Below are 25,359 nucleotides of genomic sequence, written 5' to 3' on the forward strand. Positions count from 1 at the left end.
TCCTTATCCGATCAAAAACAGATTCATAAACTCGTTCACGCGCATCTGCCCCAATTGTTCGTGGTCAAAGCAGACTTGCTCGATTTTGCGCTGCTGCCCGGCTGGGAAATGGGTACGCAATGTATCCGAAAACTTTTCCTCGATCTTCGGAATCGCTTCCTGACGGCGGAAACGGTGTCCGAGCGGATATTCGCACTCGACGTTCTCCGTCTTCGTTCCATCCTTGAAGTGAATCTGTACCGCATTTGCGATTGAGCGCTTGTTCGGATCGAGGTAATCGTACGTGTACTGCTTGTTCTCGATCACCTTCATTTTCGCGCGCAGACTGTCTATTCTCGGGTCGCTGGCGGTTTCGTCTTCGTAATGCTCCGCTGTAATCGTTCCTTTGAGCAGAGCAATGGCGGTAATGTATTGCAGGCAGTGGTCACGGTCAGCCGGATTGTGCAGCGGGCCGACCTTGTCGATAATCCGGATAGCCGATTCATGAGTCGTAATCGTGATGGAATCGATCTCTTCCAGTCGGTCGATGACTTGCGGGTGCAGCGTTACGGCGCACTCTGCTGCGGTTTGGGCGTGGAACTCTGCCGGATACGATACTTTGAACAGCACGTGCTCCATCACGTAGGAGTCGAGCGGTCGAGCGAGCTTCAGTTCTTTTTTGTTGAACAAAACGTCCTGGAATCCCCAGCCTGGCGCAGACAGTGCGGACGGGTAGCCCATTTCGCCTTTTAGCGCCATCAATGCCAGATGCACGCCCCGGCTGGTCGCGTCTCCCGCAGCCCATGACTTGCGCGATCCCGTATTCGGTGCGTGACGATAAGTGCGCAGGCTGGAATTGTCGATCCATGCGTTGGACAAGGCGTTAATGATCTCTTCCCGGCCCCCGCCCAGCAGCTTCGTCACGACCGCAGTCGTGGCGATTTTGACGAACAGAACGTGATCAAGCCCCACGCGGTTCAAGCTGTTTTCCAGCGCGAGCACTCCCTGAATCTCGTGCGCCTTCACCATCATTTCCAAAACATCGCGCACGACGAGCGGTTCTTTTCCTTCTGCCAGGCGCACACGGCTCACATAGTCGGCTACAGCCAAAATGCCTCCCAGGTTGTCGGACGGATGTCCCCACTCGGCTGCCAGCCACGTATCGTTGTAGTCGAGCCAGCGAATCATGCATCCGATGTTGAACGCTCCGCGCACAGGATCAAGCACATACGCTGTGCCGGGAACACGGCTGCCGTTCGGAACGACTGTGCCCGGGACGATAGGCCCCAACAGCTTCGTGCACTCGGGATAGGACAAGGCCAAAATGCCGCATCCGAGCGTGTCCAACAGCACGTAGCGCGCGGTCTGGAACGCCTCCTCGCTCGTAATCTCCTTCGTCAGCACATAGTCTGCGATCTCCTCCAGCAACTGGTCTGTTTTCGTGCGATCATTCATTTTCAACAAGCGACTCATTCCTTTCTGCTTGGATTGGATTTAGGCGTGGCGTTGGCCGATGTAGTTGACCCGTGGACGGAAAAGGCGGTTGTGGCTATGCTGCTCGATGACGTGTGCGCACAGCCCCACTGTTCTTGCGCTGAAAAAGATCGGTGTGTACAGCGGAATCGGAATCCCCAGCATCCAGTAAACCGGAGCGGCATAGTAGTCGAGATTCGGGTAAATGCCCTTCTCGCGCTCCATGATTTTTTCGCCTGCCTCGCACATCTGGTACAGCAAGTCGTCGCCTTTTGCATCACACAATTGCTTCAGGGCGTCCTTCATCATCAGTGCGCGCGGGTCGATCTTTTTCATGTACACGCGGTGCCCGAAGCCCATGATCCGCGCCTTGTTGGCCAGCTTGGACTCCAGCAAAGCTTCAAACTCCTTGACCGAGCCTGCCTCAAGCAGCATGTGCATCACCGCTTCGTTCGCGCCGCCGTGCAAGTTCCCTTTCAAGGAAGCGACCGCCCCGGTCAACGCCCCGTACAAATCCGACATCGTCGAGGCAATGACGCGTGCCGTAAACGTCGAATTAGGCATCTCATGCTCGCTGTACAAAACAAGCGAACGGTCGAAGATGGCTTCTTCAAAGTCGGACGGGATTTTGCCCGTGATCATGTACAGGAAATTCGCACTGTACGACAGCTCCGGCAGCGGCGCGATCAGCGCTTCCTTTTGAATCACGCGGTAGCTGTTGGCGACGATGTTCGGCACTTTGCCCAGCAGCTTGTAAGCCCGCTCCTTGTTGGCTTGCGCCGTGCAGTTGTCCAGTTGGCTGTCGTATCCGGCAAGCGCAGAAAGCCCGGTGCGCAAGCCGTCCATCGGATGCGTTTTTTCCGGCAGCAGCTTGAGCATGTCGAATACTTGGTTCGGTATGTCGTACTCGGCTTTCAGCTTTTCTTCCACTTCGCGCTTTTGCTGTTCGTTCGGCAACGATTCTTCCAGCAAAAGATGGACGATATCCAAGTAACGATGCGCTTTGGACAGCTCGATCAAATCGTACCCTTTGATGACGATTTCCCCTTGCTTCGTATCCAAAAAGGAAATGCTCGTTTCCGCAGCGACCACACCTTCCAGACCTGGAAAAAACTTTTCTTCAGCTCCCATTCTCTTCATCCTCCGCCCCGATTAAGTTGACCTTTAGACGTTGATAAGCCTTGTCGAGATTGTGCAAAAGCTTTTCTTGATCTGCCTGATTTTCTGCTCGCCTGATGACCTCTGCTTTTAATTTCGCGTAATGCGCTTTGATCGCGCTCGGGTTCTCTATCGTCAAGTTGTTCATAATGCACGCCTGAAAATCGTTGGTGAAATACTCCACCGTTCCAAACAAAAAATCACTCATCCGTCACGTACCCTCCTGAAAATCCGCACAAAAAAAACAACTTCCGCAGAAGTTGTTAAGAGGCGAATGAATACCGAAATAAGCATGCTGATTGTGAAAATCAAAAACACGCCTATCCATCTCGCACTTAACACCCCCTATCCTCGTAGGTATTGATGTTGCGCTCAAACAGGCAGGTCTCCTGGCTTATGATCATCGCTTTTCGAACCTTCCCATTTTCGGCTGGCGAAAACAGTGGTATCTTCGAATCGCTCCCAATTACAGTTGCGGGACAGCGTCGGATTCGAACCGAACTTCCCTTTTAAGCAGATAAAAGTGTTGAATTTATCTGCACCTGTTTGTACACGTATGAAGTTTGCTCTCAATATATCAGTTATTTTGAAAATTAACAATTCTTTTCTTTGCTAAATATTGGATATTGCAGCCATAGAAAAAGCCAGCCCATCTACTGACAGGCTGGCATCATGGCCGAGCGGATTACCCGATGATCTTCGTTTTCTTCGCATTTTCCATCGATTTTTGAATCAGCCCGCTCAGCGGTCGTTTCAAGGCCAGCGCAATAAACAGACTGATGCCGATGAAGCCGCACAGCATGAGAATATCCCGAATCGCCGTCTCCCAGAGGACGCCCCCGACCCCTTCACGCAACAAACTGATCGCGTAGGTGAACGGCATAAACGGATTGAGTGCCTGGAAAAAAGGCGCCGTCATGCTGATCGGGAACGTGCCCCCGGAGCTGGAAAACTGGAAGACCATGAAAATGATCGCGATACCCTTGCCGACATTGCCGAATACCGACAACAGCGTATACGTGATCGTCACGAACACCATACTGACAAGCATCGCGAAAAGGACAAACGGAACTTTGTCAGCCACATACGCTTCCAAAATGTAAAAGTCACCGAGCGTAATACACAGTGCCTGGAACAGCCCGATTGTCACGAATGTGCCCAAGCGGCCAAGGTACAGCTGGTACGGCTTGTAGCGTCCGTCCGGGTTCTCCGGGTCTGGTTTGAGCAAAGAAATCAGCAAGGTCGCTCCTACCCATAGCGACAATACTCCGTAAAAAGGCGACATCGCCGAACCGTAGTTCGGAATCGGATATTTGCGGTTTTCCTTGATCTGCACCGGACTTGCCAAAAACTCGCTCTCTCGCTTGATATCCCCGCGCAGCAGCTTGGCGAGATCGGCAAAGTGATTGTTCGCCTCGACCTCTCTCAGCTTGTCCGCCGCTTGCGCAATCGCACTCTCCAGCTTGGGCAGATCATCGCGCACCAGCTCGGCTACCCTGTGGACGCCGTTCTCCACCTCCGGCAGCTTGTTGCGGACAAAGTCAGCCAGCTTGGTCAGCTCCGCCTCGGCTTGCGGCAAATCGTTTTGGATGAAGCCAGCCGCCTGGTCGAGCTTTTGCTTGATTTCTGGCAAATGCTGCTTGAGGAACGGCGCTGCCGTGTGGATCGCTTTGGCAAACGCTTCGGACTTGCTCTGCAACGTTTGCGCCAGTTCATGGACCCGCGCCTGAATCTGCGGCAGCTCCTGCTCGATTCGTTTCAGCTCGGCCAGCCCCAGCTCCAGTCCGGCTTTTGTCTCTTTCAAAATCGCCTCGATATCCGGCAGCTTGTCTTTTGCTTTTTGCAGCAGTTCGGCGGAATCGCCCACGACTGTTTTCAGCTTTTCGATGCCCTCGGCGATTTTCGGAACGATTTCGCTATCGTAGCGCGCCAGAATGTCTCCCAGCTCCGCACTCGTGTTTTTCGCCAACTGATTCAGACTCTCGATCAAGTCTCTTGCGGGCTTTTTCCCGTCTGCCAACGCTTTCGCTATCGTATCGAGAATCTCGATTTGCCGATGCATTTTCTCTTCCAGCTTATGGAGCCGCTCGGAAAAAGGCGTCAGCGGCTGCCCCGGAATGTAGCGGTTCAGCTTGTCGACCAGAGTAGAGGTGTGTTCGACGATACGCGCAGCTTTGCCTAGCTTGTCAGACACAGCCTGCACTTCGGCAGCTGTAGGCAATCGTTCGGGATTGATTTGCAACAGCCTGTCTGTCAGTTGCACAAGCGCATCGGACGCCTGCTGAGCCAAAATGAGATTTTGCTTGATGAGCGGAGCGATTGTTTCAAAAGCGCCGTCATGCACCGTGAAAAATTGATTGAGCCGATCGGCAAAATCGACTCCCTTGTCAGCCAATTCTCCGATGCGCGGCAAGGCATTTTGTGCCGCCGAAACAATCTCAATTGCCTGACTGGCCTTTTGCGTGGCCGTAGTCACCGCATTGGTCACTTTGCCGAAGTTTTGGTCCAGCTCGACGATGCGCCCGACCGCCTGATCGATCATCGGCAGCTTTTCTTCCATCGCGATGACGGCGGAAGCAGCGTCGTTGATGCGCGGCCAGTTTTGCTGAATCTTCAAAAGAGCATCGGCCGCCTGGTTAATCTCGGGGATGCGCTTCTCCACTTCCGGGATGATTTGCGCTTTTTCATGAATGTCCGGCAGCTTTTTTTCGATCTCCAACACTTTCTGACCTGCCGCATGAATCTCCGGGAGCTTGCTTTCCAGTTCGAAAATGCCGCTCTCGATCTTGCGGATGGTCGGCAGCTGCTCCTCCAGCTTCACGCCAATCTCCGTCAGCTTGGTCAAAAGCGCTTCGCTGACCGCTTCCGTGAAGCTCTCGTTGATCTGCTTGGCAATCGCCGATACACCCGAAGAGGTGATTTTCGGAGCCACGGCATTCACTTTTTCGTTGACGGTATAAATGACTTCGGGCCTGTCCAGCCGACCATTGACGATTCCGGTAATCTTTGCGGAAAAGTCGGCGGGAATCAGGATGCTGGCGTAATAATCGCCGCGATCCACGCCGCGTTCGGCTTCTTCCTTCGTCACGAACGTCCAGCCCAGCTTTTCATTGTGCTGCAAGCTTTTTAGCAGCTCTTCCCCGATATTGATCTCTTTGTCCATCACTGTCGCGCCCTTGTCTTCGCTCGTCACCGCAACCTTTACCCCTTGGGTATTGGCGTACGGGTCCCAGACTGACTTGATGTTCACCCAGTCGTACAGGCAAGGAAGCAGGATGATCGCGATGATCAGGAAAATCCCCGTCGGTACTTTGAAAATATTGATCCAGTCCGTCTTGTAAATCTGCCATATAGAGCGCATGTGTGTACCACCTGATTAATTAGGAATGAAGGGCGTCAAACACTTACATGACAGTCTACCATAAAAGGAAATTAGCGGGAAGGAAGCTGCCAATAGTAGCATTGGCCCCTGTCCGTCATTTTATGATTTTGCGGGCTGTGCCTTTTGGCGATCAGGCAGCGGCGCATAGAGCGAAAAAACCGCCTGTTTTGCTAGTTTCGCAAGACAGACGGCTCCTCTTGGGTTATTTTTGCCTGCATGTGCTATGTTCGCTTCTTTTCCACCCGCACCAGGTACAAAAAGTAGGGCACACCGATCAGCGCTGTCAAAATTCCCGCGGGAATCTCGACTGGCGGATTCACTCCCCGCCCGATCGCGTCTGCGATGAGCAAAATCAGCGCCCCGATGATCGCCGCTCCCGGCAACAACATCCGGTGCTGGTTGCCAAACAGCTTGCGCGCTATTTGCGGAGCGAGCAGCCCGATAAAACCGATGGAGCCAATCGCAGCGACGCAAGCGCCTGCCAATGCGACTGCGAGCAGCAACAATCCGTAGCGGGACTGGCTGACCCTAAGGCCAAGCCCCGTAGAGCTGTGCTCGTCCAGGCTGATAATATCCAGTTGCCGATGCAAGGCGAAAGCGGCAGGAATCAGGACACAAAGCCAGGGCAGCAAGCCGTATATTTCATCCCAGCCTTTTCCCCACAAGCTTCCCGCCAGCCATACGAGCGAATCGTTGGCTTGCATCGGGTATTTCACCAGAACAAATTCCGTCAATGCCTGGCAGACCGCCCCTACCCCCAGACCGACGAGCGCAAATGTACTCGGCTGCGCCCCGCTCTTTCTGGCAAACGCGATCAGGGCAAGCGCAACGGCCAACGCCCCCAGAAAGGCGAACAGCGGAAGCACGAGCGGAGATGCATGGGGGAAAAATAAAATAATCGCTACGGCGAACAAGCCCGCTCCTTTTGTCACTCCGATCACATCCGGGGAAGCAAGCGGGTTGCGAATCATCCCTTGCAAAATCACTCCGGAAATCGCGAAGCCCGCTCCCGCCAAAATCGCCAGAATCGCCCTTGGCAAGCGGTAGTTTTCTACAATGAAGGACAGCGAGGACGACTCTCCGGTCCAAATCGCCACGATCAGGCCGGGAGCAACGTAAACAGAACCGACACTCATGCCGAGAAACGCCGCCACAATCGTCACCGCTGCCAGGGCAAACAGAGCGATGGCTTTACGCGAACTCCGTTTGCTGCTCGCTGCTGTTGTATCCACCTTCACACCAGCTCCCTCCCTTTTTTTCGCGCCAAGTAAAGAAAAAAGGGCGTGCCGAGCAAAGCGGTCACAATCCCGACCGGCGACTCAAACGGGAACGAAATCAAGCGGGCGACAACATCCGAGTACGTCACCAAAACAGCCCCGCCCCAGGCAGAGGCAAAAATGACCGCGCGATAATCCGTGCCGACCAGCTTTCTGGCAATGTGCGGGATCATCAGCCCGATAAACCCGACAGCCCCCGCGACAGCTACTGACGCTCCGCCCAGTATTACAATAGCTGCACAAGCCAATAGCCGCACGACCCCTATTTTTTGCCCCAAGCCCATCGCTACTTCCTCGCCGAGCCGAAAGACCGACAATGACCCGGCCAAGCCCGCTGCAAGCGCCAGCCCAAGCACAGACCAGGGCAAAATCATTCGGACATCCGCCCAAGTCGCTCCGCTGATCGAGCCGGACAGCCAAAACATGACGTCGGAAATGTGCTCATTGTAAATGATCAATCCTTTTGTAATGGAGGTCAGCAGCAGATGTACCGCCATCCCGACCAGCGCAATCTTCAAGTTGGTCATTCCTCTGGAAGAGGCAAACCCCAGCACAGTGAAGCCCCCGAGGATCGCTCCGGCAAAAGCGAAGTAAATCAAGTTTGCCGAACCGATGCTAGGCAAAAAAAGGATCGCCAGGACGACGACAAGCGACGCTCCGGCATTGACGCCAAAAACTTGCGGCGAAGCGAGCGGATTGCGGGTAATGGCTTGCATCAACGCTCCGGCTACGGCGAGATTCGCTCCGATCAACGCTCCCAGAACGGCTCGCGGCAGGCGAATCGTTTGAAAAATGAGCAGCTCCTTGGACGGTTCCGTCAAGCTCCACTGCTTGAGAACGGTCTGAAGCGGAATCGCGGCTACACCCGTAAACAGGCTGAGCCATAATCCGATAGCGAGCAGCACTGTCAGGCAAATACACGTCTGAACGAGGGAACGTTTATTCGTTCGTCTCATGGTCATCAAGCTAGTAAGCACCTCCTGCGCACGCGATCCATGGAAGGCTTGGCAGCGCCATTGCGAAGCTCTGGCAGCCTCATGCGTTCTCATCAGAACCAAACAGAAAAAGACCAGATCGCAATCCGGCCCCTTTCCTTTCCATGTGTCATGCTTCCTTTACTTCTTCTTGCTGTACAAAATCTCGCTGGCCTCTGTGACGATTTTTTCCGCCGATTTCAAGCCGCGGTAACGCGTCCACAGATCGCGGTTCACTTGGTACACTTCTTTGTTTTTCACGGCGGTGATGTTGTTCCACAGCGGGTTTTGCTTCCATTCCGAGAGCAGCGCATCGTCAGCTTCCACGAGGAAAATGACGTCCGGGTCCCACTGCACCATTTGCTCCAGGCTGATTTTCACGGTCGGTTCTGCTGCATCCTGAATGGCGTTTTTGATCCCGACCATTTCCAGCAATTCACCGTCAAACGATTTGGCTCCGTGTGCCGAAAGCGAGTCTGCACGGAACACGCCGAGCATCACGGTGCGGGAATCTCCGGCAGGAATGTTCTTTTTCAGCTCGTCGATGACAGCCTTATGCTTGACCAGGCGCTGCTCGGCTTCTTTTTGCTTGTTCAGCGCTTCCCCGATTGCAGTGAATGAAGTCAAGTTTTCCTGGTAAGTCGAATTGCGGCTTTTCAGGATGATTGTCGGAGCGATTTTTTGCAGCTCCTTGTAAATGTCCTTGTGGCGGTTCAAATCGCCGATGATCAAGTCAGGCTTCAACGTACTGATGACTTCAAGATTCGGCTGTTGACGCGTGCCGACAGACGTGTATTCGATCTTTTGTCCGAGCAGTCCCTCTACATCGGTTTCTTTTTCGTGAGCAATGCCCACAGGTGTTACACCAAGCTCCCACAACGCATCGACAAAAGAAAACTCCAGTGCCACGACACGTTTCGGCTCCCCGGTGATCTCGGTTTCGCCAAGCTCATGCTTGATTGTCCGTTTTTGTGCAGCTTGTGCGCTGTCCTGGCTGGCAGCCTGATTTTTTGTCTCGCTGCTGCCGCATCCGGTCAGGACGACCGCGCATGCCAGGGCAAGACTCCAAGCGAGATGCCCCCACTGTCTGAATCTGCTTTTTTTGCTCATTTCTTTGTTTACCCCCTCTTGATGATAATGAGAATTATTATTGATGAAGGACGGGTTTATTGTAACAACCGCTATTTTCAAAATAAATATTGTGCTGATTAACGCTTTTAAGTTCATTGCGATAATTAACGTCATTTTGTTTACGGCAAAGCTGCGCCCACAGACCATGGCATGCTTGTCTGCAAACAGCAAAAAGCTTGTCTTTTTCAAGACAAGCTTTCACGGCACTTCTTTGTTAAAATTCGTTCAGCTTCCATTTGGTCGCGTAGTAGTTGATCTGCTCTTGCAACCAGGCCGCCGCTTCATTTTCCTCCAGGTACATGGCTCCCGGGCAGCCGTATATGCTGCTGGTCATTTTCGCTGCTGACTCGGCGTACTTTTGCCATTCCGCTTCGTTCGAGGCAATCGTCGCAAGGCCGACGCAATACGTGCTCATTTTCGGCTTGTTTGCTTTTAGCCACTTTGCCATGGTGTTCCTGAACTCGCGGTCTGCCTCCTGATTGCGTTCCTCGCCCGCTTCCGCAGGCTTGACCATCATCAACCCGAAAGGCTTTTGCGCTGCCAAAATGCCATCCAGCTCTTGCGTGAATTGGTGAACGTCTACGGTCGTAGCAGCGACAGCTTTGTAAATCGGCTGCCCGTCCATTTGTTTGATTTCCATTTTCCTCTCCCTTTCTCAGCTCATTTTGTTTTGCAGTCATTTGTACAGGTGAGTGACGGTAGCAGGGGGTTACTTTTGATAGTAATAATCAAGCTTGCCCTCCTCTACCTGTGCAGGGAGTTCTTTCGCCTGTAGACGTAGATTTTTTGAAAAAGAAAAACGACCTCTATGAATCAGAGGTCGTTGCAAGCGTTACGTCTATTTGCTCTGCGGCGGAAGGCTCACCTGAAAAATGGTCTGGGCGGAGGAATCTGTTACCCAGATGCTCCCTTGCCCTGTTGCTGCAACATCGACTGGCTGATCAAACGAGGAAGCCAGCGTAGTGACCTTGCCATTATGCAAGTAGCGAATCGCATGGTTGCGGCTATCGGCGATTACCAGTCCACCCTCGGCCGTTACTGAGATGCCTTTTGGGAACTGGAATTGGGCGGAACTTGCTGCGCCATCTCCCTGACCTCCCTCTGCGTACAGGCTGTCTTGCGGATAAGTCAGCGTGGCAGCTCCCGCTACGGTAGCTACCGTCCCGTTTTTCAGATCGATATAGCGAATCCGTTGGTTGCCCGTGTCGCTCACGTACAGATTGCCTTGTCCATCGATGGCGATTCCGGTTGGCTCATTGAACTTGGCTTCTTTCAGCTTTCCGTCGCGAAAATCACCCGCTCGTTCCACATATCCCGGGGCAAGTTGCACAATCCGCTCTGACAGACTGTTCAAGGTCGTCACTTTGCCATCCGCGGTAATTTTGCGAATCGCATGGTTTAACGTATCTGCCACGTAAATCGTTCCGTCAGCAGCGACAGCGAGATCGCCAGGGGAGTAGAAACGCGCTGCTTTTCCTGTCCCATCCTGGTGTCCTTGCACGCCATCCCCGGCAAGCGTCGCGACCGTCCCCTGCGTGGTGATTTTGCGGATGACATGGTTGCCGGTATCTGCGATGTACAGGTTTCCTTGTGCATCTGCTGCCATGCCTTGAGGCTGTTGAAACATCGATTGATTCAGTGGGCCATCGAGCCACATTCCTTCCGGCAAGCCTTTTGCATCGCGGGATACCGTCAGCCCGGCGTAATCGGATACGAGTCCGGCAGCCAGCTTGCGAATGCTGTGGTTTGCGGAGTCCGCGATATAGGCGGCGCCGTCGGGCAAGACGACAATCCCCGACGGTTCGCGAAACGATGCGGACAGGGCGGCACCGTTTTCATCGCCCGTTTGTCCTGAGCCAGCTACGATCTTTTTGTCTGCCACGGGGGCAGGTTCTGTTGTCGCCGCAAATGCCGGGACAGCACCTGCCCATACAGCCAGAGCAAACACGCCCAACACAGCTGCCTTCGATATGCTTCGCTTTTTACGTATCAATGCGAAAGTCCCTCCTTGTCCGCTGTTCGATGATCTCTGCTAGAAAAGCTGGCTGAACAGCGGCCTGTTTTGAATGAGCTGAACGAGCGGGCTTGGACCTGGCTCGACAGGTGGCGGCGGCGGTGGAATCGGACCTGGGCCCGGCTCTTCCACGGTGACATCTGCATATCCCCTGCCTACCACCTGATCGAACTCATCAAATGCCCTTACTTTTACTTCATAGCTCCCTGCTGACACATTGGCGAAGGTGTATTCCTGACTATTGCTAACTTCCTCGCACGTATCTTCCAGGCAAACCGAATACTTAACCGTGTCGCTCACCTCATTCCAGGTGACTCTGACCGATGATCCGGTGGCTGTTGCTCCTACGTTCATATATTCCGGCTCAGCTACTACTCTGAAAAAGTCTCTTCCTTTGGCAATAATCTGGTTGCGCGCATTGTAAGCGGTCACGTCCACCGTATACTTTTGCCGATACGAGAAGTCCTTGAACTCATACTCCAGCTGACCTGGGCCTGCGGGCTGCAAAAGCGTCTCGCACGCATTGTCCGTCAGGCAAATTTCATATTTTACTGCATCTTGCACCTGATCCCATCTGATATAAACCCATCCGTCCTGGCCGATATCAATATCGATGGTGCCAACTTCCGGCTCAGGTTGTGGTCTGGGCTGCTCGGGCACGTAGCCGAGCAAAAACGAATTGCTCTGCGCCGCATAGCTGCCAGACTCATCGTAAAACTTCACGACATAACGATTTTGCAGCATCGTCGAAGTATCGCTTGCCAGCGTCAACAGAACGGCGTGATCTGAAATTTGCGTTCCACTTGCGACTGCCAACGTTTGCGAGCCGTTCACTGCCGGGATGTCAAAACGGTAGAATCGGCCATTTTGCAAAGTAACGCCAGCTTCCGAGCCGCTTTGAATCGGTTCAGAAAAAGTAAGCTCGACATGCTGACTGTCTTTTACGCTCGCTGACACCGTGGTATAGGCATATCTCGCCACCTCGCTGTCCCGCATGTTGTCAGCGGTGGCATAAGCCTCTACCGCTCCTGTGGTCAGATGAATGGTCGAACCCGGCTCGTAGCGCTCATAGCGACCGCCATTTTTATAGTAGATGGTTGCACCCGGCGTATCTGTCTGTAGTGTAATATCAGGATTTCCGTCCACCAATCCCGCCTCTGGCGAAGCAAGCACTGGCGCTGCCTGTGGAGCATGGAACACGCCGTACGTGGAGAAATGCTCCACACTGGCAATGACCCGGCCATCAACTACACTGGTTCCGTGCACGTATTCCCAACGGTCATCTGAGCGCTTGTAAAAGACGCCGACGTCCTCCCCGCTCTCTCGTGCCTTCAACGGATAAGACAATGTGACAGGCTGCTTCACTTCAATCCCTTCAAAGGCAAAGCTGAGGACAAGACCAGCCTGTTCCAACGCACTTTCCTGCTTCACTTCTCGAATCGTTACCGTTGCCTGTTCCGGCAGTGGATTGGCTCCCATATCCAGCTCGAAGCCTTTGTCGAACAACATGGTTCCACTGTGCAGCTTGACTGGTTTCCCAAACGGCGCATAGATGTGGAGAAGGAGACGGACGTCGTTTTTGTAATCGCTCACTTTCCCGATAAAAGAGAAGCTTCCCGTCTTGTCGGTATGGATTGTCGTTTGCTCCCACGTCACAGAAACTTTGTTTTTTGTGCCATCTTCCATTTGAGCCAGGACTGTACCGGGCAAATGATAGCTGACTCCTGCGCGAATCGTTTCTTCCAGATCAGCGATGCGCACGATTTTTCCCGGGTCCTTGTCCTTGCCGCCAGAACCGCCTCCGCCTCCGGAAGTTCCTGTACCTGATCCTGTCGGAACCGTCGGTATGCTATTTTTCAGCTTGTCCAGTTCCTGCTGACGCGCTGCTTCCCTCAGCTTTTCAAGGCGCTCCTGCTCTTCCTGGATTTTCTGCAAAATGTTTTCTCTAGCAGCATTGCGCTGCTTTTGTTCTTCCAGCGCTTTTCGTTGCCGTTCCCGCTCCAATTCCAGCAGCTTGTTTCGTGCTTCTTGCTGCTGCAGCTCGCTCCACTCGACCGGAGGAACGTTCCCGCTCAGTTCAATTTTCCGCTGCAAATCCTTGTTGACCTGATTGACCAGATCGCGGATATCGCTCTCTGACACCTTGTTGTTTGCCAGAGCTTCTTTGACCAAGTTATTCAGCCAGACGTTCATGTTATTTGCGTATTCTTCCAAATCCCTTTGTTCATTCAGCGGAAGGCCCGGAAGCTCTCCTGTTGCTGCTTTGTCAGTCAAATGCCGCTTCATTTGCTCGATCCACTCATCGTTTTCCTGATCCATCATCGCCTTGTTGCGAATCATCGCTTCCAGCAGCGCAGGCGACATCGTATTGAGCAGATCCTCCGGTCGAATAAAAGCGACCTGGGAAGCTGGCGGCTGTTGCTTGCTTCCATCGAACATGGACAGCTGCATCAACGGGTACACCATGACTTGCTTGTTGTCCGTACGATTTTCTGCCTGGACTTTCCCTGCTGCCACAAAAACACTGCTTTTCCCTGTCAGCGGGTCGACAGTCACCTGCAACTGTGTCCCTCTCACTCCCATGATCGCAGTCGGCGTCTGGATGGAAAATTCATCGGATTGCTTCGTCAGCGATTTTACTTTGATGTACGCTGAACCAGATGTCACCTGGACGCTCGTTTGCTTGCCATTTGCCGCCTCTTGCAGCTTCGCCAGCGAGATGATCGTATTTTCGTTGACGGTAATCTCATCATCGCGATCCACAATGGAGAGCACTACACTTGATTTGGGGCCTGTCGATATTTGATCCCCTTTGTTCAGGCTCATGCTTTTGAACGCTTTGTACTCTTTCGTGCCGCCTGCCTTTTTCACCATCACAGTCCCTGTCACTTGCTCGACCTTGGCTACCCGGGCCGTCTCTGCCTCTGTCCCTGCAGCCATTCCCAGCAGGAGGAAACAGAGCATGCCAAGGACCGTCAACACTTTTGCCAGCCCGACAGGTTGTTTGATCGGCTGATCCATCACTTGTCACTCACCTCTCACGTTTTGTTAGCGGGGCGCAGCAAGGAAGTCTACGACCTCGTACAGCCGTATAGCCTCGCTTTTGCCCTTCATCTGCTTTTCACCCACATCGCGATAGTGGAAAAAATCTTTCGTCCGCCTGTACGTCTCCTCCGACACGAGAATCTGGTTGGCGGAAGCATTGGACTCGATGCGCGCGGCCGTGTTCACCGCATCTCCAATGGCTGTGTAGTCCACCCGCAAGTAAGAGCCGATGTTTCCGACTACCACATTACCCGTGTTGATGCCGATGCCGATGCTGACCTCGACGCCGTATTTTTGCAAAATATGTGCCTGCACACTTTTCATCCCATTCTGAATCTCGTGAGCAGTTTTCACAGCGCAATACTCATGATCGGCGACATCCAAAGGGGCATTGAACAACACCATTGCCGCATCCCCGATGAACTTGTCGATCGTGCCCTTGTTCGCCAGCACCTGATTGGTAATCATGTCAAACATCATATTGAGAAAATCGACGATCTCCTCCGGCTTCAGCTTTTCAGACAACGGGGTAAATCCGCGTATATCCAAAAACAAAATCGTCAGTTCCTTGTTGACGCCGCCAAGGGGCAGCTCCGCATCGCTTTTGGCGATCTCTTTCACCAGCTCTGGCGACAGATAACGCCCGAATTGCTTGGTAATAAACTGCTTTTGCTTCATTTCGAAAAAAGTTTTCACCGCGAGATTCACCACGTACACAAGCCACAGCGCCACGAGCGGGTAAATCACGTCGAAGTGGTGCAAAGTCGAGGAATAGAGCAGCCACTGACCGCCTAGCAGCGCCACCGTACCGAGAAAATGCAGCGCGATGCTCGTTACTGTTTTCGTCCGCCACGTTACCCAGACCGAGCAGACCATGATGACGAGCATCAGCAACAGCACGTACCACTGATCGGTTATCGCGATTTTTTCGTGACGCAGCAGTTGATCGATAATGTTGGCGTGCGCGTATACGAGGTACATATGGTTGTCGACAGGAGTAGGATGGGCGTCTGTTCCTGCTGCCGCAAAGCCGATCAGGACGATCCGATCCTGAAAAGTTTCCGGCGGCACCTCACCGTTTACTACCATGTAAAACGGGATGCTCATGAAATCTTTTGTCGTGCTGTTGTACTTGATCGGGATTTCCGCCTGCGGATTGTCGGTTAAAAAGTTTTGGACGTTGGCCCCGGCCATCTCCGCCATTTTGTACGCCATCGACGGGATCGGCCCTTCCGGCGTATCCAGCATCAGCCACGTGCGCCGAATAGCTCCGTCCTCGTCAAGCAACGCGTTGATATGCGCGGTTTGAGAAGCGGCGGCAATCTCGGGTATCGGCTTGTACAGAGCCTGCCCCTTCACCAGCTCGTCCTTTTTCACCTTGGTTTCTTTGCGGAAAAAGTTCTCCATCTCGGCATAGGAAGGAATAATGACATTGTTATGCTTGGCAAGCTCGGCAGCAAAAGCCTGGTCGACAGCAGGATCTTCGCTCTTCGTCGTGAACGTGATGTCAAAGCCGATCGCCTTGGCGCCTGCGATCTGCTCCAGCAGCGGTATGTAAATATCGCGCGGCCAGGGAAACGTGCCGATCAAATCAAGCGACTCCTGATCGATCTCGATCACGATAATATCTTCGTTCGGCTGGTGGGTCATCGTCGTCTGCTGATTGTAGTCGTACAAGGCCCGGCCCAGCACCTGCAATGACCCGGTAAACAGCAAAGCCAGACAAAGCAGGAACGTCAGGACGTTGCCCGCAAGCAAGTAATTCCGGATTTTTTTATTCATCGCTCTTTCGTCTCCTTACTCCATCGTCGCTGCACTCAGACTCAGACAGAAATGCTTACCGCTGCTGCGAGAATGATCAGGTGGAAAATTTGGTCGACCATAATCATCAGCCATTTGCTCTTCTCGTCTGTCACACCCATTACGCGACGATACCAAAAACCGACGAACCCTCTGCGGTCCAAAATAACGTGGGACACAAAAATCAGGCCAATCGCCCACCAGGAAAGTCCTCCCGGCAAAAACAAAAACGCTACAATGCCCACGACCAGCGTATACACAAAGCAATGAGCCAAAAGCGGTCTCCACTGCTGCGCCTTGTACTTGGCCATCCACTCTGTTTGCAGCAAATAGTCGCCGATCAAATGGGCGAGAAACAATACGTCAAACTGGCTAAATGCACTCACTTTCCCTTCGTCTCCTTTATCAGCAACCGGGGGCGGCTTCCTGTGCCATGCTCATGTTCAGCGTACATCTGCCCCTTCGCTTGCCGCTTCTGCGGTCATCCGGCGAAGTCTTGCCGCCAGTGCCGCGATGATCGTTGTAATGACCGTCTCGTCTTCCAGGCAAAAATCGTAAAACAGCTCATCACTGATTTTCACCAGTCTCGCATCCTCCAGCGCTGTTACGGTTGCCGAGCGCGGGGAACGCTCCAACAAAGCCATCTCGCCGAAAACATCTCCCTGGTGCAGCTCGGCAATCGCTCGTCCTTCGCGCTCCACACGAACGCTGCCCGCGATAATGCCGTACATGGCATCCCCCGTCTCACCGTAATGCACGATCGTTTCACCTGCGCGATACCTCACTTCTGTGGTTCCTTCGGCCAAAGCTGCCAATTGGCTATGGGACAAGGAGGCAAACATATCTACCTTGAACAAAACCATGAGCTTTTCTGTCAATGATGGGGTAGCTCTCTCCGCTTCATCCGGAATCGTCCGGCTGGCTTGATCGGGTAATTCGGGAACATCCCTGCTCTGCAAATTCCGCCCCCCGCCCGTCTCATTCATCGCCCTGATGCGCCTGCTCAGCACACTCGCTACGCGCAGGGCAAACTCCATGTTGCCGTGCAGCAAATCCGCAAATTCTTCCTCGTCAATCATGCCAATGGTGACCGGAGAAGTGGCGATTACACTGGCAGAGCGTTCCTCCCTGTCAAACAGGGACATCTCGCCAAAAAGTTCGCCTTCCTGCAAATGCTGCAGGACGCGGTGATCTTTGACGACATCGACCTCGCCCCGAAGCAGCAAGTACATCGCCTGCCCCATTTCGCCCTGGCGAATGATCGCCGTGCCGTTTTCCACATCGCGATGAGACATGCGCGCAGCCAGCTTTGCCAATATGCCGCCTGGCAAATCGGAGAATGAGCCTGTTCGTTTGAGGAAGCCCACGATGGTCAGCCGTTTGTGCTCCTCCTCGGTCAAGTCTCTTTCGCTCTGCCAGACGAAGGATCGATCCGCATGGGACAAATAAGTCAGGCAAGTCTGCAACCAAGCATCTCCTTTTGCAAAAAGAGACTGCCATACATGCGCATCTGCCTTTTTGAGCATCGACTGCTTGTCGTACTTCGCGAGAACAACAGGCAATATTAGCGCACGCAGTTGATTGGACAGCCATTGATCCAGCGCTTCCAGTGCATTTGCCTTTTGCCGCTCGTCGCCGCTTTCCAGATTGAACCGGATCATTTCCATCGATCTTCTCTCGTAATGCAGCGCCAGCAAGGCAAACATATTTTTCATGCTCACTTCTATTTCGTATTGCAAAGCATCCATAACCAATGCCGTGTCTGGATGCGGACTCAGCTCCTGCAAGGCGCGCAGTCCATTGTGGGCATGCCGCACTTCCAATTCAAGCAACCCCGCAAGCCGCTGACTGTCCTGCGGCTCCTCCGTCTTCAGCTTGACCAGCACATCTGCGATCTCGCTTCGGATGCTCGTCGGTGCCTTTTCATACGCTTGCAGTAAAAATGGGTACGTCTTTGCATCAGCCTGCTGTCCTACGATTCGCGCAGTGAAATGGGAGATTGTCTCGTCGGCTTCCGGTCGGTCCCATTCGGCTTGAAGCTGCATAAGCAACGTCTCCACCGGAAACCCGGACAAAGCGGCGAGCGCCTCTTTTTTCAATCCGGAGTTCGCAAGCTGCTGGAAAAGATCCGGGAGCAAGCGCTCATCGGCCAGTTTACCCGCCGTTGCCAGTGCAAGGCGCCGCACAGATGGGCTGACATCGTGCAGCAAGCTCTGGAGCGAAGCGTACAGCTGTTCATCCGGGCCAAAATACTTGAGCAGTCCATAAATGGCGGCAAACTGAATCTCCATGGCAGGGTCGTGCAAACAATCCAGCAACACTCTTTTTTCACTTTGATCGGCATATGCCGCAAATGTTTGAATAGCTTGCGCGCGCAGTTGGCGATTCTCCGCGTGGAGCAAAGGGAACACATACGGTTTCCAGGAAGGTACTCTCTCTTGCTCGATATACTGCAACACTTCGATTTGCAGCACGGGCGGAGCTTCCCGCAAAAGCGCTTCCAGATGCCGTGTCAGCGAAATCCCCGGAAGCCGCGCCAACAGTCGGAATGCGTGCAGCCGCTCCATGTCAGACGTCTCTTTGCTGCGATCCTCCATCACCTTGATGAGATACGGAGCCTGCAACACGGACAAGTCAAGCTCCGCCGCTTCCTGTCTGGTGCGCAAAGTAGCGAGCAGCATGTGCACGTATTCTTTTTTCACGGGAAAAATGGCGATGACAGCGACAGCAAGCATGGGCACCGTGATGAAGCTGAAACTGGTCAAGCTGATGCGGTCTGCCAAAACGATGAGCAAGATGGCTGCCACACCGCTCATCCCGTAGTCGATCACGCCGTTGACCAGTCCTTTTGCCCTGCCCCGCAAATGAGCCGGAATCGGAAAGTACATCAGCTCGCTGACCGATTGGTGAATCGTCTCGGCAAAAGCCCTGTAGCTGCCTTTCATGACAACGGCGACGGCGAGAACGGGCGCAAACCAGAAGGCAACTGAGCTTGTCAGCATGCAAAGCGGCATGACAAGAAAAGACGGGACAATTCCATAACGGGTAAGCAGACGAGTCGAGATAAAAATCTGAAAGATGAAAGAGATGATGCCAGCTACACTGTAAAATTGGCCGAGAAACCGGGCCAGCTCTTCTTCTGTCAAACTTTGCGCCAACGTCATTTTAAACTGATAATCGCTAAGGGTAATGGCGACGGATATCGTCCCGATGATGACAGCAATGTATTTGAGAATGGGGATTTGTTTGAACAAATTTCCTTGAGGGTGGTCTGGTGCTTGCTCGTTTCCAGGAGAGCTATCAGGAGGAGTGAGCTTTTCATGCGTATCATATGCCGCAGAAAGTCGTCTGACAAACCACAAACCGGACAAGACAAGGGCTGCGAAGACGTAAACCAGTTGTTCGGTGCCGATCAGGGGAGCCATGGTACTGGTCACGAAGCCACCGACAATCGCACCGCCGACACCACCGGCTGCCACGGTGCCGATGTGGAGCTTTGCTTGCCTCGCATCAAGTACGGATGCCATAAACGTAAAAAATGCCATCGTAACCAACACACTGTTCGCTTCATACCCCACGAACATCACCGGATAAATCCACGCGGCTCCTGTTTTCAACGCTAGTCCCGTCAAAATACTGAACAGACCGACATACAAAATCGACTGATTCAGCAAGCGATGCGCCGGCATTCGTTCGGAAAGCTTCTGGAAAAGGATACCCGCGATCACAACCGCTATCGTAATATACAAATACATGTAGCTAAGCTGCTTCGTGTCGTAGTGACTCAAAAACAGCGTGTCTGCCGTAGTTGTCCCGATGACAGTCGCCATCATGATGAGCGTGTAAAAAAGCGTCAGCAGCAAAACTTGCCGGAAAAGCGGCCCTTCGATCTTCGTTTGTCCATGCGTGAACAAACGACTCACAACGTCTTTGATCAATGCAGTAACCTCACTTCATGGGATGCGACATGTTGGATGGGAAAACAGGCGGGATAGCTGGATGGGAAAATCGTGGTAATCGAATATTCTGCGCCTTTCCTCCTAATTCCTTTTTATCTGCGTCAAAATTTGCAAAAAGAACGCCAGATGGTCAGCGCTTCTGTGATCAGACCAATTTACCATGCGTACAAAATACGGTATTCTTAACCAATGACATAACCAAGGAGGCGCATTGGAGCAAATGAACTACTCCTTTTCCGTCTGTTCTTCTGAATTGGATTACGATGCCTATTTGGCATTTTTGTTGGAGAATTACGCGCATATTCGCCTGCCTTACCCTTTCCCCGTTACGCTGAGCTTCCTTGCCAGCCCTCTGCTCATGGGGGAAGCTGCTTTTCTCATTTGCAACGAGGACAATCAGGTGATCGGGGCATTTTCGTACATTCGCGGAACAGGTGAACACCAGTACGAAGATCGGCATATTGTCCAAATCCAAGTTGCCTGCATCGCAGAAGAGCACCGCTGCACTCGTTTGTTTCTGTACGCCTTACAGTATTTCACGCAGTACCTTGCCCATGGCGAGGAACAGGTACAGGAGTTCCGATTTTTTGCCCCTTCCGACGACTCTTTGCGCAGGCTGTTCAGCAAAATATCCTCGCTCACTGCCAGCCTGGAAACGGACTCTGGTCCGCTCGATGAGTATCGGGCTTCTTTTTCCGAGTGGCAAAGCTATGCTTCCCAATTCCGTCAAACGGCGCTTTTCAACTCATAGAAGGAGACGTTACCATGCTGGCTGTTCTCAAAAACTTACTGGGCTACATACGTCCCCACAAGTTGTTGGCCACTTTGTTTTTCCTCACGCTCGCTCTTGACCTCGCTTTCATATCTTTTGCTCCCCTCAGTTTCAAAATCATTATCGACAAAGCGATTGAGCCAAAAGATATGAGCTTTTTCAGCTTGATCATGCTCGTGCTCGGCATCACGGGTGTCATCTGCCTTGCCGCAGGAGTAGTCAGTGACTACGCCCTCGCCAAACTGAATGCCCGTGTGCAAAATGATTTGCGAAAAAAGCTGTTCGCTCACATGCAGCATCTGCCGATCGGCTTCTATCAAAAGTCCCGCTCCGGTGATTTGGTTTCGCATTTTTCCGTGGATCTCCCCGCCATCGAAGGAGCTATAGGCGTCCTGTTCACGACAGGGTTGCAGTCTCTCGCGGTTGTCATCATCAGCACGATTGTCCTGTTTTATCTCGAATGGACGCTTGCCCTGTGCATTTTGGCAGGAGCAATCGTGATTTTTCTCGGACCGTATTTGCTTGGCAAGCGCGCCCAAGCGATCAACTCCGCTTACAAAGAGCTTCTGGCCGCACTGACCAGCGACGTGCAGGAAAACATGAAGGCGCAAAAAGTCATCAAAGGCTTCAACCTACAACAAGCCATGATCGCCAAGTTCAACACGAGGCTCCAGTCGCTATTGCTCAGCAGCTACCGCAAAAATATGATGAACGCGCAATTGGAACGGCTCCCGATGGTCAGTCTGTTGCTGATCAACTTCACGATTATTGGCTTCGGCTCCTATCTCGCCCTCAAAGGCCATATTACAATCGGTTCGCTCGTCGCTTTCTTCACCATGTATACATCGATGGGCAACGCTGTGTTTAACCTGACTTTTACACTCCCGATCATTACGGATGCGCAAGTCAGCATGGAGCGCATCCAAAAAGTGTTTTCGGAGCAGCGCGAAGCTTTCGACAACCCGCACGCTCCGCCGCTCCCAAGTCTTGTGCCGGACGTGACTGTAGATGGTGTTACGTTTGGCTACCAGTCCGACCATCCGGTGATCCGCGATGTGACCCTGCACATCCCCGCAGGGACGAAAGCTGCCTTTGTCGGTGCCAGCGGTTCCGGGAAAAGCACGATGCTCCAGCTTTTGCTCGGCTTTTACGAGCCTGATTCCGGAGCGATCCGGCTAAACGGCCAAAACCTGCAATCTCTAAACCGCGGCTCATACCGTGAACAACTCGGCATTGTTTTGCAGGATCATTTTTTGTTTCACGGGTCGCTGCTTGAAAATATTCGGCTCGGCAAACCGGATGCAACGCAGCAGGAAATCGTCGAAGCCGCCAAACAGGCGGAAATTCATGATTTCATCATGACGCTGCCCGATCAGTACGACACGATGGTGTTGGACGAAGGCAGCAATTTTTCAGGCGGTCAACGGCAACGGCTGGCGATTGCCCGCGCGATTTTGCGCAATCCGCGACTGCTTTTGCTCGATGAAGCGACTTCTGCCCTCGATCCGATAGCGGAAGCGGCGATTAACCGGACATTTGAACGATTGTCCCGCGATCGGACGGTCATTACCGTCACACACCGCCTCGCTTCCATCACGGGAGTCGATCAAATTTTTGTGTTTGAACAAGGCAGGCTCGTCGACGCTGGCAGCCACATGCAGCTTCTGGCAAAAGACGGGTACTACAAAGAGCTGTGGGACAAGCAAAGCGGCTTGTCCATCTCGGATAGCGGCCAGGAAGCAACCATCGATCCGGCGCGCTTGTCCATGCTCCCGTTTTTCCGCGGTGTCGGTTCCGACGTACTGGCTGATATTTCCCATCTGTTCAATACAGAGACGTTCGCAGCCGGACAGCCGATCATCACGGAAGGCGAGACAGGTGAAAAGTTCTACCTGATCGCCCGGGGGCGTGTCGAAGTCAGCAAACAGTCTGGCGAGGCCGAGTCAGGCCCCATCCGGCTTGCCGTTCTGGAAGATGGCGACCATTTTGGCGAAATCGCTCTCCTGGAGGATGTTCCCCGGACAGCAACTGTGACGGCCCTTGCGCCTTGCGTATGTTTGACGCTGCAACGCAAAGTATTGCTCTACATCCTGACCAAACATCCTGAGATTGATGCCCATGTCAGACAAATCATACTGGAACGAAAAAAATAGCAGGAGGGGAACGGGATGCTCGTCCAATTTAGAAGCTGTAACAGCGATCTTGACTACGCCCAGTTTACGCTCTTTTTTCTGCAAAACCGTCATGCATTCAGCCCGTCCTTTTCGCTCGCCGACTCTCTCATTCATCTCCTTGGTTTTCTTTCCGACTCGCAAGTCATTTTGATCGAGGAGGGGTCGACCAAAGTGATTGGCTGGGGGCATTATCAATTCATGAATGCGGAGCGGGAAGCAGCTCCAGACGGGGAGACTGCTTTCATCCACTCTGTCTTCGTCTCCCTGGACTATCGAAGCAGCAGAGTGTTTTTGCGGGGGTTTCGCTATCTCGCAGAGCAGATTCAAGCCGTCAATCATCAAGCGCGATATGTTGAGTTTTGTGCGCGTTGTGAAGATGACTACCTGAATCGGCTTTATTCCAAATTCGCGCAGGTTGTCGGTGAGCAAGAGGGGCATTTTGGTCAGGAAAACATCTACAGAGTGGAGCTATCCCGACTTGTCGCCTATTTGGGCATGACCAAACAGCCAATTGACGGTAAAGAAACTTAAATGCTATCCTATAGAAGATATTCCCATACCATAGGAAAGGAGGACTACGTGATGGTTATGATCCCAACTTTTAAAAGTAAAGGTGGCAAAAAGCCTTTCTCTGCCTCTGTTCAAAACTTCTCTACTCTTCTGATGAAAAATGAGCAGTTGCGCGTTGCTGCTTCTTCCGCGAAGTAACGCCAAAAAGCTGAACAAGCTATGTTTGTCGTAGCTGTTCTGACTTTCCTAAACCGTTCCAATTGAAAAAAGTGGTTGGCAACGGGAAACCTTGCTCAATCACTTTTTTCGTTTGCCCTCGTAAACACAAACAATTTCCCATCCGCATTCAATACTTGCGTCCCTTGTGTCCACTCGACCAAATGCTCCGCCCAATGCACATGTCCGCAGCAAACCAGCGTAGGAGCGTGCTGTTGCAGCTTCGTTCTGATTTCCGCCACTCCCGGAAGCCCCAGAGCAGGCTCGTCTGGCCCCTGGTGCAACAGCAACACATCCGGCTCCTTTCGCAGTAGCGCCGCAAGCGATTGCAAAAATGACGGCAAATCCCGGCGATTCGCTTTGTCCGAACGGCCAATAATTCCTCCCAAACCCGCGATGCGAAGCTGATTCGCCAGTACGATTTCCGGTTCAGAAATGAGCTTGACCCGCTCCATATTGCGCAGCTTCCCGATAGAATCTGCTTCAAACAAATCGTGATTGCCCGCCACACCGACTACATGCCCGAACTCTTGGCGAAAAGCAGTCCACACGGAGAGTGGATCGCCGCTGCTTCCCCTTTTTAGCGGATCGGCGTACAAATCACCGCACAGCAATACTAGCGTGCGCTCCGGACGTACCGACAGCTTCTCGACTTGCAGCAACAGCGAAACAAAGGCTGGCAGCACTTCTCCCAGCAACACTTGCTCATGCTCGTCAGATTCCGTCACACCCTGCAAATCAGATGTCACGATAACGGCATCGCACCAATCTGGCATCTCAGCCATTTCCCCCAAATAAATCGGCAGCCAGCTTTGGATGACTCCTTTGTCGCCCGCTCCCGCTGTCAGGTAGGGGAATTGCTCGATCGGTTCCTGCGCCATTTTTGTAATTCGCATGCCCCTGCTCCTTCCCGAAGGCTGATCACGACCGCAGCTGTTCTCTTGCTTCCATCAGCGCAAAACCGAGCAAATTTTCACCGCGCCAATGCTCGGGACGCTCTGCATGTGGATGATCCGCCCCCAGACCAATTCCCCAAATTCGATCGTACGGACTTGCTTCAACCAGAACCCGGTCTTGCGTATTCAACAAAAACTGTTTCAAATCGGGATGTTGCGCGAATTTGAGCAGGTTCGCCTGGCGGACGATCTCGCTTTTGTGCGCATCCCAAATTTTTTCATCGAAGGAGCGAACTTTTCGTCCCAATGTTTTCGCTTGCTTCGGATGCTGTGCGCGGAGAATTTCCTCACGTACTGCATGATCGCCAAACAGCTCCGCCTTTTTTGCCATCATGTAGTGCTCTGCCGTCAAGTAGCGGACGCCATCCTCCTCGAAAGCAACCGGATACCACTGGCTGAAGCACGCTTTATCGACAACGCCCTGCTGCTTTGGTGTGTGGCCCCAGAACAGCAAGTATTTGAATCTTGTTTTTTTCGCTTCCTGAATCAAAGTCTGAACATCCGCTATACGCACCATTGCGTGCTCACCCCTTTTGGTC

General features: G+C 52.8%; 19 protein-coding genes and 1 riboswitch. Of the genes, 4 read left to right on the plus strand and 15 right to left on the minus strand.

Features of this window, described 5'->3' with window-relative positions; translation table 11 throughout:
• Nucleotides 1-3 precede the first annotated feature (3 nt).
• The 13 genes from NST23_RS27685 to NST23_RS27745 all read right to left on the minus strand — a co-directional run bounded on the left by NST23_RS27685 (nucleotide 4) and on the right by NST23_RS27745 (nucleotide 20,171).
• Nucleotides 4-1,434, minus strand: coding sequence for a bifunctional 2-methylcitrate dehydratase/aconitate hydratase (locus NST23_RS27685; RefSeq protein ID WP_370641115.1), 1,431 nt, complete (start codon nucleotides 1,432-1,434; stop codon nucleotides 4-6).
• A gap of 39 nt (nucleotides 1,435-1,473) precedes the next feature.
• Nucleotides 1,474-2,583 carry a citrate synthase gene (mmgD, locus tag NST23_RS27690; RefSeq protein ID WP_122962339.1) on the minus strand — a complete coding sequence of 370 codons (1,110 nt, stop codon included), beginning with the start codon at nucleotides 2,581-2,583 and terminating at the stop codon, nucleotides 1,474-1,476.
• On the minus strand, nucleotides 2,573-2,818 hold the full coding sequence (locus NST23_RS27695; protein ID WP_122962338.1) for a hypothetical protein: 246 nt from the start codon (nucleotides 2,816-2,818) through the stop codon (nucleotides 2,573-2,575). The genes mmgD and NST23_RS27695 overlap by 11 nt, the downstream gene beginning before the upstream one ends.
• 154 nt (nucleotides 2,819-2,972) lie before the next feature.
• Nucleotides 2,973-3,171: riboswitch (cobalamin riboswitch) on the minus strand.
• A 124-nt stretch (nucleotides 3,172-3,295) separates the two neighbouring features.
• A complete protein-coding gene (locus NST23_RS27700) occupies nucleotides 3,296-5,971 on the minus strand; it encodes a YhgE/Pip domain-containing protein (RefSeq protein ID WP_173597253.1) in 2,676 nt (891 codons plus the stop codon).
• A 242-nt stretch (nucleotides 5,972-6,213) separates the two neighbouring features.
• The gene (locus NST23_RS27705; protein ID WP_279635052.1) at nucleotides 6,214-7,179 is read right to left on the minus strand and encodes a FecCD family ABC transporter permease; all 966 of its coding nucleotides are present in this window, start codon (nucleotides 7,177-7,179) and stop codon (nucleotides 6,214-6,216) included.
• Nucleotides 7,180-7,226: 47 nt separating this feature from the next.
• On the minus strand, nucleotides 7,227-8,231 hold the full coding sequence (locus NST23_RS27710) for a FecCD family ABC transporter permease (RefSeq protein WP_173597252.1): 1,005 nt from the start codon (nucleotides 8,229-8,231) through the stop codon (nucleotides 7,227-7,229).
• A gap of 153 nt (nucleotides 8,232-8,384) precedes the next feature.
• Nucleotides 8,385-9,353, minus strand: a complete 969-nt coding sequence (locus tag NST23_RS27715) for an ABC transporter substrate-binding protein (RefSeq protein WP_173597251.1) — start codon at nucleotides 9,351-9,353, stop codon at nucleotides 8,385-8,387.
• Between the two features lie 235 nt (nucleotides 9,354-9,588).
• Nucleotides 9,589-10,014 (minus strand): hypothetical protein, encoded by a 426-nt coding sequence (locus NST23_RS27720; protein ID WP_122962334.1) that lies wholly within the window; start codon nucleotides 10,012-10,014, stop codon nucleotides 9,589-9,591.
• 198 nt (nucleotides 10,015-10,212) lie between these two features.
• Nucleotides 10,213-11,367, minus strand: a complete 1,155-nt coding sequence (locus NST23_RS27725) for an NHL domain-containing protein (protein WP_173597250.1) — start codon at nucleotides 11,365-11,367, stop codon at nucleotides 10,213-10,215.
• A gap of 39 nt (nucleotides 11,368-11,406) precedes the next feature.
• Nucleotides 11,407-14,409: an Ig-like domain-containing protein gene (locus NST23_RS27730; protein ID WP_340965068.1), complete on the minus strand. Its 3,003-nt coding sequence runs from the start codon at nucleotides 14,407-14,409 to the stop codon at nucleotides 11,407-11,409.
• 27 nt (nucleotides 14,410-14,436) lie between these two features.
• Nucleotides 14,437-16,215: a CHASE2 domain-containing protein gene (locus tag NST23_RS27735; protein WP_122962331.1), complete on the minus strand. Its 1,779-nt coding sequence runs from the start codon at nucleotides 16,213-16,215 to the stop codon at nucleotides 14,437-14,439.
• Between the two features lie 41 nt (nucleotides 16,216-16,256).
• A complete protein-coding gene (locus tag NST23_RS27740; protein WP_173598946.1) occupies nucleotides 16,257-16,619 on the minus strand; it encodes a DUF3307 domain-containing protein in 363 nt (120 codons plus the stop codon).
• 57 nt (nucleotides 16,620-16,676) lie between these two features.
• Nucleotides 16,677-20,171 (minus strand): cyclic nucleotide-binding domain-containing protein, encoded by a 3,495-nt coding sequence (locus NST23_RS27745; RefSeq protein ID WP_340965071.1) that lies wholly within the window; start codon nucleotides 20,169-20,171, stop codon nucleotides 16,677-16,679.
• 241 nt (nucleotides 20,172-20,412) lie between these two features.
• Between NST23_RS27745 and NST23_RS27750 the strand changes: the two genes are divergently transcribed.
• From NST23_RS27750 to NST23_RS27765, 4 genes are read left to right on the plus strand one after another with little or no spacing between them, the layout of a single operon-like run.
• On the plus strand, nucleotides 20,413-20,943 hold the full coding sequence (locus NST23_RS27750; RefSeq protein WP_173597300.1) for a hypothetical protein: 531 nt from the start codon (nucleotides 20,413-20,415) through the stop codon (nucleotides 20,941-20,943).
• A 14-nt stretch (nucleotides 20,944-20,957) separates the two neighbouring features.
• Entirely contained in the window at nucleotides 20,958-23,117 is a 2,160-nt protein-coding gene (locus NST23_RS27755) for an ABC transporter transmembrane domain-containing protein (protein ID WP_173597247.1), read from the plus strand.
• Between the two features lie 15 nt (nucleotides 23,118-23,132).
• Entirely contained in the window at nucleotides 23,133-23,669 is a 537-nt protein-coding gene (locus tag NST23_RS27760; RefSeq protein ID WP_173597246.1) for a GNAT family N-acetyltransferase, read from the plus strand.
• 48 nt (nucleotides 23,670-23,717) lie between these two features.
• A complete protein-coding gene (locus tag NST23_RS27765) occupies nucleotides 23,718-23,846 on the plus strand; it encodes a hypothetical protein (protein WP_255679194.1) in 129 nt (42 codons plus the stop codon).
• Between the two features lie 95 nt (nucleotides 23,847-23,941).
• Here the strand turns inward: NST23_RS27765 and NST23_RS27770 are convergent, their stop codons facing one another.
• Nucleotides 23,942-24,760, minus strand: coding sequence for a metallophosphoesterase family protein (locus NST23_RS27770; protein ID WP_173597245.1), 819 nt, complete (start codon nucleotides 24,758-24,760; stop codon nucleotides 23,942-23,944).
• Between the two features lie 25 nt (nucleotides 24,761-24,785).
• Complete coding sequence (locus NST23_RS27775; protein WP_340965074.1) at nucleotides 24,786-25,337, minus strand: NADAR family protein; 552 nt, start codon at nucleotides 25,335-25,337, stop codon at nucleotides 24,786-24,788.
• Nucleotides 25,338-25,359: the final 22 nt, after the last annotated feature.

It is taken from the genome of Brevibacillus sp. FSL K6-0770 (genome assembly GCF_038000275.1).
Classification (GTDB): domain Bacteria; phylum Bacillota; class Bacilli; order Brevibacillales; family Brevibacillaceae; genus Brevibacillus; species Brevibacillus parabrevis.